This window comes from Nonomuraea sp. NPDC050202 (assembly GCF_040656115.1).
Lineage (GTDB): Bacteria > Actinomycetota > Actinomycetes > Streptosporangiales > Streptosporangiaceae > Nonomuraea.
In genome coordinates this window covers 1-11,511 of the sequence record NZ_JBFALF010000051.1, presented here as the reverse complement: position 1 = coordinate 11,511, position 11,511 = coordinate 1, and the positions used below count along the sequence as shown (strand labels likewise).

General features: G+C 75.4%; 12 protein-coding genes. 8 read left to right on the top strand and 4 right to left on the bottom strand.

Going from position 1 to position 11,511, the window contains the following annotated elements:
• Positions 1-307: 307 nt before the first annotated feature.
• Together AB0I79_RS56980 and AB0I79_RS56975 are read left to right on the top strand one after the other, a co-directional pair.
• The gene (locus AB0I79_RS56980) at positions 308-733 is read left to right on the top strand and encodes a hypothetical protein (protein ID WP_357893316.1); all 426 of its coding nucleotides are present in this window, start codon (positions 308-310) and stop codon (positions 731-733) included.
• A gap of 145 nt (positions 734-878) precedes the next feature.
• Positions 879-1,607, top strand: a complete 729-nt coding sequence (locus tag AB0I79_RS56975) for a PEMT/PEM2 methyltransferase family protein (protein ID WP_357893314.1) — start codon at positions 879-881, stop codon at positions 1,605-1,607.
• Here the strand turns inward: AB0I79_RS56975 and AB0I79_RS56970 are convergent.
• Positions 1,597-2,163: a hypothetical protein gene (locus AB0I79_RS56970; RefSeq protein ID WP_357893312.1), complete on the bottom strand. Its 567-nt coding sequence runs from the start codon at positions 2,161-2,163 to the stop codon at positions 1,597-1,599. The genes AB0I79_RS56975 and AB0I79_RS56970 overlap by 11 nt on opposite strands.
• 225 nt (positions 2,164-2,388) lie before the next feature.
• Between AB0I79_RS56970 and AB0I79_RS56965 the strand changes: the two genes are divergently transcribed.
• From AB0I79_RS56965 to AB0I79_RS56940, 6 genes are read left to right on the top strand one after another with little or no spacing between them, the layout of a single operon-like run.
• On the top strand, positions 2,389-2,637 hold the full coding sequence (locus AB0I79_RS56965; RefSeq protein ID WP_357893310.1) for a phosphopantetheine-binding protein: 249 nt from the start codon (positions 2,389-2,391) through the stop codon (positions 2,635-2,637).
• A complete protein-coding gene (locus tag AB0I79_RS56960) occupies positions 2,634-3,863 on the top strand; it encodes a beta-ketoacyl-[acyl-carrier-protein] synthase family protein (protein ID WP_357893308.1) in 1,230 nt (409 codons plus the stop codon). The genes AB0I79_RS56965 and AB0I79_RS56960 overlap by 4 nt, the downstream gene beginning before the upstream one ends.
• Positions 3,864-3,876: 13 nt before the next feature.
• On the top strand, positions 3,877-4,260 hold the full coding sequence (locus tag AB0I79_RS56955; protein ID WP_357893306.1) for a hypothetical protein: 384 nt from the start codon (positions 3,877-3,879) through the stop codon (positions 4,258-4,260).
• A gap of 46 nt (positions 4,261-4,306) precedes the next feature.
• Positions 4,307-6,031, top strand: a complete 1,725-nt coding sequence (locus AB0I79_RS56950; protein WP_357893304.1) for a fatty acid CoA ligase family protein — start codon at positions 4,307-4,309, stop codon at positions 6,029-6,031.
• Positions 6,028-7,044: an NAD-dependent epimerase/dehydratase family protein gene (locus AB0I79_RS56945; RefSeq protein WP_357893302.1), complete on the top strand. Its 1,017-nt coding sequence runs from the start codon at positions 6,028-6,030 to the stop codon at positions 7,042-7,044. The genes AB0I79_RS56950 and AB0I79_RS56945 overlap by 4 nt, the downstream gene beginning before the upstream one ends.
• A complete protein-coding gene (locus AB0I79_RS56940; protein WP_357893300.1) occupies positions 7,044-7,979 on the top strand; it encodes an alpha/beta fold hydrolase in 936 nt (311 codons plus the stop codon). The genes AB0I79_RS56945 and AB0I79_RS56940 overlap by 1 nt, the downstream gene beginning before the upstream one ends.
• On the opposite strand, the gene AB0I79_RS56935 is transcribed toward AB0I79_RS56940, so the two are convergent.
• The 3 genes from AB0I79_RS56935 to AB0I79_RS56925 are packed head-to-tail and all read right to left on the bottom strand — an operon-like array spanning position 7,968 to position 11,292.
• A complete protein-coding gene (locus AB0I79_RS56935; RefSeq protein ID WP_357893299.1) occupies positions 7,968-8,711 on the bottom strand; it encodes an MMPL family transporter in 744 nt (247 codons plus the stop codon). The two genes, AB0I79_RS56940 and AB0I79_RS56935, sit on opposite strands and share 12 nt — an antisense overlap.
• Positions 8,644-10,221: an MMPL family transporter gene (locus AB0I79_RS56930; RefSeq protein ID WP_357893298.1), complete on the bottom strand. Its 1,578-nt coding sequence runs from the start codon at positions 10,219-10,221 to the stop codon at positions 8,644-8,646. The genes AB0I79_RS56935 and AB0I79_RS56930 overlap by 68 nt, the downstream gene beginning before the upstream one ends.
• Positions 10,222-10,281: 60 nt before the next feature.
• Positions 10,282-11,292, bottom strand: a complete 1,011-nt coding sequence (locus tag AB0I79_RS56925; protein ID WP_357893296.1) for a 3-oxoacyl-[acyl-carrier-protein] synthase III C-terminal domain-containing protein — start codon at positions 11,290-11,292, stop codon at positions 10,282-10,284.
• Positions 11,293-11,511: the final 219 nt, after the last annotated feature.

Here is an 11,511-nt window from a genome sequence, read left to right as displayed (position 1 = left end):
AGGCCGCCCATCCGCAGGTTCACCACGTCGGGGCGGTCCACGCCGAGCGGGCGCGGGTTCGCCTCGACGCCTCGACGCAGGCCGTCCGGTGTCAGGCGGGTCAGGCCGGGAAGCGGTGGCGCCCTCGCGCCCGGCCACGCGGGGCAGCCGGAGCGAAGCAATCGCGGGCGGGCAAACTTGATCAACTCCTTAACGGCGTACGTCGCGTCACAAGTGATCATCTATTGGCGCATCGGCGACGCTGGACGGCAGACCCGTCTCTCAGCGCCACGCACCCGATCCTGACCTTTCGCCGCAAGGAGCCATCGTGCGCATCCGCGTCCTCGCCGCCGCCCTCGGCAGTCTCCTGCTCGCCGGGCCCGCCGTCGCCGACACTCCCGACCCGGCCATCGCACCGGCCGCCGCGCCCGGCGATGACCCGGGCAAGCTGTGCATCAGCATCCCGGTGGCCGCCATGGCCGATGCCTTCAAAACGTTCGTGTCCGGCTTCGCCGCGAGCACCACGCCCGCAAGCGGTGCGGCGCCGAGCCTCGCCGCACCTGCCGGTGGCGTTGCGCCGAGCCTCGCCACGCCTGCCGGTGGCGTCGCGCCGAGCACCGTTGCGCCCGCCGGTGCCGCGGTGCCCAGCGCCCCGGCACCCGCCCAGGACCAGTCGGGCGCGGCGGCGGCGCCTCGACCGGCCGGTCCCGCCCTGCCCGACAAGATGCTCGTGCTGCAGGCCGCGCCCTGCTGAGGCCGCCCCCTCAGCCGATCCAGACCGCCGGCGCGCCGGCGCCACGCGTCCAGCGACCGCCGACCGGCGAGCCCGCCCGCCGGCGAGCCCGCCGACCGGCGAGCCGCGCCGGCACCACCCGTCCAGCGACCGGAAGACCCCGCACATGCACACCATCACCGCCGCGCCGACCAGCACCTGGCGGCTGCCCATCATCCTGCTCGGCATCTCCGGCCTGCGACTGGACCGCGGCACCCGCTACCGCCCCGCGCGCGTGCTCCTGTTCGCCCTGATGGCCGCCCTGTACTACCTGCTCACCCCGGTCCTGACGACCCCGGCCGTCGCCACCGCCTACGCCGCGACGGTGTGGCTGCTCTACTACGGCGGCCTGTGCCTGACGCTCGGCGGCCCCGGCCGCCCCGCCCTCATCGCCCGCTTCGGTGAGGACCGCGCCTACGCCCTGTACGAGGTCGTCCTGGGCCTGCTCTTCATGAACCAGGCCTTCGCCCAGGCCGTCGTCATCCACGCCTACGGCGACAGCCTTCCCGCCGCCGTCCCGTCCTGGGCCGCCTGCACCACCGGGGCGGTCCTCGTGGCGGTGGGCACGTTCTACAAGGTGTGGGCGGCCCACACCGCCGGCCTGGACACCTACTACTGCCGCGACATGTTCACGGGCCGCCCCCTCACGGACGCGAGCGAGCTGGTCGCCGCCGGCCCCTACCGGCATCTGCGCAACCCCATGTACGGTGCCGGCAACCTGCACGCCTACGGGTGGGCCGTCTGGTCGGGCTCCCCGGCCGGCCTGGCGTTCGCGGCCGCCTTCCAGGCCGGCATCTACCTCTTCTACCACCTGTGCGAGCGCCCCTTCATCCAGCGCGCCTACGTCAGGAGGTGAAGGTGATCCTGCCCGTGCCGTGGACGGCGCCGAGCCCCCTGGTGGCGCAGGCGTTGACGTTGGAGGTCGGGGTGGCGGTGCCGGCCAGGCTCGACCCGGCCAGCGACCCCTTGGTGACCCGCCCGCCGAGGAGCATGTCGCCGGGGTTGTAACCGGACACCTGCTCCACCGAAGGCCGCACCGTGGACACGCCCGTCTGGGTGCCGTCGGCCCCGTACCAGGTGATCGTCCCCTTACCGCGGACGTCCCGCACGCCGGCGCACGAGGCGCGACCGGTGCTGTGCACGGTCATCACGCCCGAGCGCAGGCCGGCGGCCGACGGCGCCGAGGAGGCGCAGCCGGTCAGCACGATGGTGGCCCGGGCCGTCACGTTGCGGGGCAGCAGCCTGACCGGCGGCTCGAACGTGATCGGCCGTTCCGAGGTGGTGGAGACCTGGCAGGTGAGCAGCGTCTGCTGGACGGTCGCGGCCGCGACCGGGGTGGCGGTCAGGGCGGCCACCACGGCCGCGGCTGCGGGCATGAGCGGGTGAACGGGCATGAGCGGGTGCAAGGGCATGTCATCTCCTCGTACGGGCCGTGATCGTGCGCGGCCGATCCCTCCCGGAGCCGCGCCCGCGACAGAAGCGAGCATGATCTGCGGCAGCACGGGCGAACCGCCTCGCGGCAAAACTTGATCAACTCCTTAACGGCGGGCGACGTGCCACAAGTGATCATCTATCGCCCCATCAGGGACGCTGGGTGACACGAGCGCGTACGACGCCCTCGGAGGAAGGAGCTCGCCGTGAGCGACGAAGACATCGTGACCGTGGTACGCGAGCGCTGCGCGAAGATCCTGAAGGTCGATCCAGGCCGGGTCACCGAGGACGCGCTGCTGCGCGAGGACCTGGAGGCCGACAGCCTGGACCTGGCCGAGCTCCACGTCGCCCTGGAGGACACGTGGGGCCCGCTGCCCCGCGAGACCCTCGCCGACGTGCGGACGGTCGGTGACGTGCTCACCAAGGCCCGCCTGCTGCTCAGCGAGCGCGCATGAAGGCATCCCGGGTCCGGGTCGCGGTGACCGGGCTGGGGGTCCGCACCCCGGCGGGCGCCCACCCCAAGGAGTTGTGGAACGCGCTGCTGGCCGGACGGTCCACCGCCCGCCCGATCACCTCGTTCGACACCGAGGGGCTGGGCGTCGGCTTCGCCTGCCAGATCTCCGACCTGGACACCTCGGCGTACCTGACGCCCAAGCAGGCCTCCCGGCTCGACCGGATGGCCCAGCTCGCGCTGTGCGCCGCCACCGACGCCCTCGCCGACGCCGGCGCGCCGCGAACGCCGCCGCACCGGCGGGCGGTGGTGACCGGCACCGGCTTCGGCGGCAGGACGACCGACGAGTTCGCCATGCTCACCGGCCGGCATCCCGGGCGCGGCAATCCCGGCCCGCTGCACGTGCCGATGATCATGCACAACTCCGCGGCCGCCGCCATCAGCATCCACCACCGCGTCCAGGGCCCCAGCCTGGGGGTGGAGACGGCCTGCGCGTCCGGCTCCCACGCGATCGGCGAGGCGGCCCGCCTCCTGCGCGACGGCTCCGCCGACCTGGTGATCGCCGGCGGGGCCGAAGCCGGCATCACCCCGAGCGTGCTGCTCGCCTTCCATCGCTGCCAGGCCCTGTCGGAGCGCAACGACGCGCCCGAGCGGGCCAGCAGGCCCTTCGACCGGGATCGTGACGGGTTCGTGCTGGCCGAGGGCGCCGCCTTCCTCGTCCTGGAGAACCTCGACCACGCCCTGCGCCGCGACGCCCGCATCCACGCCGAGCTCATCGGCTACGCCTCCACCTCCGACGCCCACCACCTGACCGCGCCGCCGCCGCACGGCGAGGGAGCCGCGCGCTGCATGCGGGCCGCGCTCGCCGACGCGGGCCTGGCCCCGGAAGAGATCACGCACGTCAACGCGCACGGCACCGGTACGCCGCTCAACGACGTGGCCGAGGCCCAGGCGATCAAGGAGGCGTTCGGCGCCACCAGGGTCCCCGTCACCTCGATCAAGGGGGTCACCGGGCACGCCATCGCCGCCGCCGGCGCCATCGAGGCCGTGGCCGCCGTCCTGTCACTCAACGAACGGGCCATCCCGCCCACCGCCAACCTCGACCACCTGGACCCTCGATGCGACGTCGACGTGGTCGGCCGGGTCCGGCCCTTGCCGCCGGGGCCGGTGATGTCCAACTCGTTCGGCTTCGGCGGCCACAACGCCACGCTGATCTTCTCGCCATACTGACCAAGGATTCGTCATGCGTATCTCCGCTTCCGCCAGCCTGCTCGCCGCCGCCCTGATCGCCTGCGCACCGGCCGGTCCGGCCGCCGCCGAGGTGCCGGACACCGCTCCATCGGCCGCCGACCCGGACAGGGTGTGCGTCACCGTGCCCGTCCAGGCTCTCGCGCAGGCCTTCACGAACTTCTTCACGTCGGGCTCCACCGCCGGGGCGGCGCTCGCGAGCGCCGCCGCGTCACTGGTCTCACCGGTCCCGCCCGTCTCACCGGCGGCGACGGCGGGCGCCGTGACGCCGGGCAGCGCGGCGTCCACGCCGGCTCAGGCCGCGGCGGCGCCCCCATCGCAGCTCTTCGGCCTGGAGCTGCCCAGGCAGGTGCGCGTCCTGGAAGCGGCGTCCTGCTGAAACCCCGCCGCCGAGGCACTCCCGCAGCTGTGAGAGGTGATGCGGTGTGACCACCCCGCTCTTCGACGTCGTGGCCATGACCGAGCACTGGACGCGTGCCCACCCCGACACGGTCGCCTGCCGCGTCGACCGGCGCGGCCACGCCGAGACGCTGACCTACGGCCGGCTCGACGAGCTCATCACCCGGGCCGCGACCAGGCTGGCGCGCGCCGGCGTGACGGCGGGGACGCGGGCCGCCGTGATGGTCCCGCCGGGCCGGGAGCTGGTCGCCGTGGTCCTGGCCCTGCTGCGGTTGCGGGCCGTGCCCGTGCTCATCGATCCGGGGCTCGGCGCGCGTGCCATCGGCGCCTGCCTCGCACAGGCCGCTCCCGACGCGTTCATCGCGGTCCCGCGCGCGCACCTGGCGCGCCTGGTGCTGGGCTGGGCGCGCGACAGCGTGCGCACCACCGTCACGCTCGCCACGAGCACCCTGTGGCTCGCCCGCACCCGCCACAGCGGCGAGGCCGGCACCCAGCACGTCCCAGCGCCGCACGTCCCAGCGCCGCACGTCCCGGTGTCGCATGTGCCGGCGGCAAGTCCGACGCCGCTGGGGACGCCGCAGGTCGCGGCACCGAGCCAGGTGGCTCCGGACGCCGGAGACCTGGCGCTGATCGCCTTCACCTCGGGCTCCACCGGCCCGCCCAAGGGCGTGCCCTACCGCCACCGGCACCTGGCCGGGCAGACCGGGTTGCTGGCGCACGTCGGCGCGCTCCAGCCGGGCACCACCGTGTACTCGACCTTCCTGCCGTTCGCGGTGGCGGCGCCGTCGATGGGGTGCGCCGCCGTCATCCCGCGGCTCGACCTGCGCCATCCCGAACGCACCGACCCGGCCGCCATGGCCCGCTCCATCGCCGCCCACGGCGTGCGCGGCCTGTTCGCCGCGCCCGCCCTGCTGGACCGGCTCGCCCGTTACTGCCTGCGACGCGGCCAGGTGCTGGACAGCGTCGAGATCGTGCTCACGGCCGGCGCGCCCCTGCCGTTCGCGGTGCTGCGGCGCGCCCAGCGGTGCCTGCCCGCGCACGCCGACGTGCGCTCGGTGTACGGGGCGACCGAATGCCTGCTGGTCAGCATGGCGGACGCGGCCGAGCTCGCCGCCACGGCCGAGGCCACCGCGCGCGGCGCCGGCACCTGCCTGGGCGGCGTCCTGCCGGGCAACCGGGTCCGCGTCATCCGCATCACCGACGAGGCGATCCCGCGCTGGTCGGACGACCTGCTCGCGCCACCCGGCACCGTGGGGGAGATCACCGTGGCGGGCCCGGCGGTCGGCGACCCCTACCTCGCCCGCCCGTACGAGAGCGCCCTGGCCCGCATCGACGACCACGGCGAGCCGGTGCACCGCATGGGCGACCTCGGCCGGCAGGACGAGCAGGGGCGGCTGTGGTTCGCGGGCCGCAAGAGCGAGCGCGTGCGTACCGCCGACGGCGAGCTGTACACCGACCAGGTCGAGCCGATCGTCAACGCGGTGCCGGGCGTGCGGCGCAGCGCACTGGTGGGGGTGGGAGCGCCGGGAGGCCAGCGCCCCGTCCTGTGCGTGGAGTGCGAGCCGGGCACCTCACGGCGCGAGCGCCGCGAGGTCGTCGAACGGGTGCGGGCGCACGCCGGCGCGCTCGGGGACGTCGCGCCGGTGCTGCTCCACCCGGGCTTCCCGATGGACGTCCGGCACGCCAGCAAGATCCGCCGCCCGCTGCTGGCCCGCTGGGCCGCCAGGAAGCTCGGCAGGGAGGAGCGGTGAAGGTCCTGGTCACCGGCGGCGGCGGGTTCCTCGGCCAGGCCGTGTGCCGGCTGCTGGCCGCGCGGGGCGAGCACGTCTCGGCGCTGAACCGCCGCCGCTACCCGGCGCTGGCCGGGCTCGGCGTCGTCCAGCACACCGCCGACGTCCGCGACCCGGACGGCGTGCGGGCCGCCGTGGCCGGCTGCGACGCCGTCGTGCACTGCGCCGCCCTGGCCGGCCTGTGGGGACCGGCCGCCGCCTACCGCTCGGTCAACGTGCGGGGCACGGCGAACGTGATCGACGCCTGCCTGCGCGCCGGCGTCCCGCGCCTGGTGCACACCTCCTCGCCGAGCGTCGTGCACGATGGCCGCGACCTGGAGGGCGTGGACGAGTCGGCCCCGCACGCCCGCCGCTTCCTGGCCTCCTACCCGGCGAGCAAGGCGATCGCCGAACGGCTCGTCCTGGCCGCCGACGGCGACCGGCTCGCCACGGTCGCGCTGCGCCCCCACCTCATCTGGGGGCCCGGCGACCCGCACTTCCTGCCGCGCTTCGCCGCGCGGGCGCGCCGCGGGCGGCTCGTCCTGCCGCACGCCCCCGGCAAACGCATCGACACGGTGTACGTCGACAACGCCGCCCGGGCCCACCTGCTGGCCCTGGACGCGCTCGCGCCGGGCTCGCCGGCCGCGGGCCGGGCCTACTTCATCACCCAGGACGAGCCCGTCACGGTCACCCGCTGGGTCAACGCCCTCCTGGACGCCGCGGGCCTGCCACCCGTGACCCGGCACGTGCCGGCCCGGCTGGCCCGCCTGGGCGCCGCGGCCGTCGAGTACGGCTACCGGCTCGCCCGCGTCCGGGCGCAACCGCCCCTCACCCGCCTCGCCGCCGTCCAGGCCACGACCTCCCACTGGTTCGACATCTCCGCCGCCCGCCGCGACCTCGGATACGAGCCGCGCATCAGCATGGCGGACGGCCTCGCCAGGCTCGCCGCCCACCTCTCGGAGAACCCCGTGACCGCGTGCCCCGAGGCGCCCTGATGCCCCAGCACACCCGCCCCGGCCGGCCGCACCTGCCCGGCTACCCGTTCCGCTCCCGCTGGTTCACCCACGACGGGCTACGCCGGCACTACCTGGACGAGGGCGGCGCGGACGCGGCCCCCGTGCTGATGCTGCACGGCAACCCCTCGTGGAGCTACCTGTGGCGGCGGCTGATCCTGGCGCTGCGCGGCGAGCACCGCTGCATCGCGCCCGACCACATCGGCATGGGCCTGTCGGACAAGCCCGGCGACGACCGCTACCCCTACACCCTGGCCTCCCGCGTGGACGACCTCGAAGCGCTCACCGGCCACCTCATCGCCGAACGCGCGGCCCCCGACCGAGGCTGGACGCTCGTGATGCACGACTGGGGCGGCCCCATCGGCATGGCCTGGGCCGCCCGCCACCCCGGCCGGGTGGCCCGCCTGGTCGTGCTCAACACCGCCGCCTTCCCCAACCCGCACGGCCCGCGCGTGCGCCCGGCGCTGCGGCTGCCGCTGTGGCTGCTGCGCGAGACCCGCCTGGGGGAGCGCCTGTTCCTGCGCCACCACGCGTTCGCCCGGCTGGCCACGCTGCCGCCGTTCGGGGTCCGCAGCAGGCTGCCCCGGGACGTGCGGGCCGCCTTCCTGGCCCCGGACGACCGCGAGGGGCACCGGCTGGCCGTCCAGCGGTTCGTGCACGACATCCCGCTCGGGCCCGGCGACCCGTCCTGGCCGCTGCTGCTGCGGGCGGGGGAGAGCCTGGCCGCCTTCGCCGACCGGCCCGCCCTGATCGGCTGGGGGCTGCGCGACCCGGTCTTCGACCCGCTCATGCTGCGCGAATGGCGGCGCCGCCTGCCGGGCGCCCAGGTGCGCGTCTTCCCCCGCGCCGGGCACTACGTGCTCGAAGACGCCCACGACAGGCTCGTGCCGGCCATCGCCGCGTTCCTACGGCGCTGAGCCCCGCCTGCTCCGGAACCCGGGCAACCACCAGTTCCGGTGCCCCAGCAGCCGCATCAGGCACGGCACGAGCACCATCCGGATGATCGTCGCGTCCAGGATGATCGCCGCCGCGACGGCGAACCCGCCCTGCTGGAAGTCCAGCCGCCGGGTGAGCATCAGGCCGCCGAACGTGACGGCCATGATGGCGGCGGCCAGCGTGATGGGGCGCGCCGTGTGCCGCAGCCCGTGGAGCACGGCGGCGGTGTTGTCGCCGGTCCGGCGGTAGTGCTCGGCGATGCGGTGGACGAGGAAGACCTCGTAGTCCAGGGACAGGCCGAAGACGATGGTGAAGACGACCAGCGGCAGCAACGCGTTGACGTCGGCGCCCTCGCGGCCCAGGTCCTGGAAGGCGACGGTGAGCAGCCCGAAGGCGGCGCAGACGCACAGCAGGTTCATGGCGACCGCCTTCACCGGGATGAGCAGGCTGCGGAAGGTCAGCAACAGCAGCACGAACGACGCCAGCAGCACCACCCCCAGCACCCGCCACAGCCCGCCGACCGCACCCGCCGCCAGGTCACCGAGCCGTGCCGCCGGCCCGACGGCCAGCATCGGCTGACCCGCGGGCAGCAGGCGCGCGCCCAGCGCGTGCAGGTCCCGCTGGAAACCGGCCGCGGCGTCCCCGTCAGGCGCGCACCGGTCGGCGATCAGCATCACGGTCAGATCCCTGCCGTTGTCCATCACGGTGGCCATGGACACCCTCGGATCGGCCCGCAACGCCTGCTGGAAGGCGAACGTGTCCACGGGGGCGGCCCGGCCCGGGTGCGGCAACGCCACGGTGGTCACCCCGGCCACCCCGTCCCGCTCCAGCTCCGCCAGCCCGGCCCCGATGTCGGTCCCGGCGAGCGCCGGACGGTCGTAGTGCAGCCCCATCCGCAGGTGCAGCACCGGAACGGCGGCCAGGACCAGCACGGCAGCGGCCGCCACGGCATACCGGCCGGGCCGCCTCATCATGTGCTCGGCCCCCCCGCACCCACCCGGGCCGCCCCGTGCCCCCGCAGGATCGCCGCAGCCAGGCCGAGAGCGCCGAGCCCCGGCGGGGCCGCCGCCACGGCAGCGCGCCCCACTCCAGCCGGCGATCCAGCCGGGACAGCAGCGCGGGGCCCAGCGTCAGCGCGGCCGCCAGGGTGACGAGGGCCGCCAGCATGCCCGCCAGCGCCAGGGAGTGCGCCCACGGCACGCCGACGACCAGCAGCGCGCAGGAGGTGACGACGATGGCGGCCCCGCACCAGGTCACCGTGCCGCCCGCGGTGGCCGTGGCGCGTCCGGCGGCCACCGGGGGCGGCAGACCCGCACGCCGGGCCTGGCGGTAGCGCAGCAGGATCAGCAGCGTGTAGTCGAGCCCCAGCCCCAGCGACATGGTGACGGTGTAGGTCAGCATGGTCGAATCGACGGACGCGAGCGTGGACGCCGCCGCGAGCGCGCCCACACCGGTCAGGATCGCCGCGCCGCCCACCACCAGCGGCACCGCCGCCGCGCCCACCGCGCCCAGCCCGAGCACCAGCAGCACGGCCGCCACCGGAACGGTCATGGCCTCCATCGACCGCAGATCCGCCAGGTCGGCGTGGGCGAGCTGCGCGAAGGCGCGGCTCACGCCCAGGATCGTCACGGTGACCGCCCCGGCCGACGCCTCCCGGGCCGCCTGCCGGGCGCTCGCGAGCTGGGCGGGCAGGTTGCGCTGCCGGGCGAGCTCGTCGCCGTGCACGCCCACCAGCACGTAGGCGTGCCGGGGATGCCTGCCGCCGGTCTCCGGCAGCGGCAGCATCGCGCCCACGTCGGGCCGGGCGGCCAGCGCGCCCACCGTGGCGGCGATCGCCTGCTCGTAGCGCGGCTCGTCCGCGTCCAGTGCCGCCGAGCTGAAGGCCAGCATCATCTGCTCGCCGCCCAGCTCGGGGAACCCGCGCGCGATCAGCGCCGCGGCCGCCGCGGACGGGGAGCCCGGCACTTCCAGCGAGGGCGGGGCCAGCCGCTGCGTGAGCCCGGGCAGCGACATCACCGCCCCGGCGGCCAGGAGCAGCCACACCGCGACGACGAGCCGCCCGGCCGGCCCCGCCGCCGCCCGGCCCAGCCGGTCGAGGACACCGGAGCCACCGGCGAGCACGTCCTGCTGCGCTCCGGGGCCGGCGGGCTGCAGGACGGCGCCGATCAGGGCGGACGTCCCGGCGCCGCGGCGAAGCCGGCGGCCACGCAGATCGACCGGCATGGTCAAGCCTCCTTCCCACCCGATGGCGGGAGTCGTCGGCGCGGCGGCTGCGCGCCCCTGTCACCAGCGCAGCAGCACCGTGCCCGAGCTGAGCCCGCTGGCCACGCCCACCAGGGCGACGAGGTCACCCCGCCTGAGCCGCCCCGCCCGCTCGGCCTGGTGCAGCTGCATCGGCAACGTGGCAGCGGCGAGGTTGCCGTGCTCGACGATCGTCACCTCGGCCTTGTCCCGGGGCAGCTCGATCAGCTCGCACAGCCAGTGCAGCGCCGCCAGCGACGGCTGGTGCGCGCACACCACGGCCATGTCAGCCCAGCCGAGCCCGCGCTCGGCCAGCGGCTGCCGCAGCACGCTCAGATCCAGCTTCTGCACCCCGATGGCCAGCGCGACGGGATCGATGGTGAAGTCGCCGGCGCGGAAACCACCGGAACCGTCCCGGACGAACGGCATGAGCGAGACCTCCCAGTACGCGGAGTTCGCCCCGAACCGGTGCCCCAGCACCCCGGGGGTGCCGCTGGACTCCAGCAGCAGCGCCGAGCCCGAGTCGGACACCGTGTAGGACGGGATCGCCGGCTCGAAGTCCTCCTGCGACTCCACCCGCCACCGGATGCTGGAGGTGGCGACCTCGCCGCAGACGACGAGAACCGTACGGTGGTGGCCGCCGGTGATGAGCGCGTCGGCCAGGTGGATCGCCCGCAGGACGCTGTTGCAGGCGTCCCGCACGTCGAAGACCGGGCAGCCGGCCCCCAGCTTGGCCGCGACCATGTGCCCCGTCGCGGGTTCGACGGCGTCGCCGGACACGCCCGCGTAGATGATCAGGTCGATGGACGGCGGCGTGTGCCCGGTCTTCCGCAGCAGCCGGCGGGCCGCCGCCACCGCCAGATCCGACGCCATCCACTCCGGCGGGGCGACGTGGCGCCGCCGCACGCCGCTGTGCCGCTCGATCAGGCCGCGCGGCACGCTGATGCCGGGGTTCCGCTCGGCCAGCAGGTCTTCCAGCTGCGGCGTCGTCAGGCCGCCGTCCGGCACGTGAACCGCCACCCCGGCCACCCGGGAGTACCGTGACCGGCTCATGCCGGCTCGCCCCCTGCCCGCACGGGCCGCGCAGCTTGCCGATGGAGCATCCTGAGTCCGCCTTTCCTGGGCAACAGGCGCTCACGATAGGCAAGACCCGGCGGCGAGCCCAGCCGCACCGCCGGGGGCACGACCTTGCTTGCCACGCCCTTGACCGGCCACCCAGCAGGCCACCCAGCAGGCCGCCCGGGCCGCCCGGGCCGCCCGGGCCGCCCGGGC

Bases quoted from the DNA above. Each gene is read 5' to 3' on its own strand.
- AB0I79_RS56960 (WP_357893308.1), top strand. From the start codon at position 2,634: ATGAAGGCATCCCGGGTCCGGGTCGCGGTGACCGGGCTGGGGGTCCGC.
- AB0I79_RS56930 (WP_357893298.1), bottom strand. From the start codon at position 10,221: ATGCCGGTCGATCTGCGTGGCCGCCGGCTTCGCCGCGGCGCCGGGACG.
- AB0I79_RS56955 (WP_357893306.1), top strand. From the start codon at position 3,877: ATGCGTATCTCCGCTTCCGCCAGCCTGCTCGCCGCCGCCCTGATCGCC.
- AB0I79_RS56975 (WP_357893314.1), top strand. From the start codon at position 879: ATGCACACCATCACCGCCGCGCCGACCAGCACCTGGCGGCTGCCCATC.
- AB0I79_RS56935 (WP_357893299.1), bottom strand. From the start codon at position 8,711: ATGGCCACCGTGATGGACAACGGCAGGGATCTGACCGTGATGCTGATC.
- AB0I79_RS56970 (WP_357893312.1), bottom strand. From the start codon at position 2,163: ATGCCCTTGCACCCGCTCATGCCCGTTCACCCGCTCATGCCCGCAGCC.
- AB0I79_RS56925 (WP_357893296.1), bottom strand. From the start codon at position 11,292: ATGAGCCGGTCACGGTACTCCCGGGTGGCCGGGGTGGCGGTTCACGTG.
- AB0I79_RS56940 (WP_357893300.1), top strand. From the start codon at position 7,044: ATGCCCCAGCACACCCGCCCCGGCCGGCCGCACCTGCCCGGCTACCCG.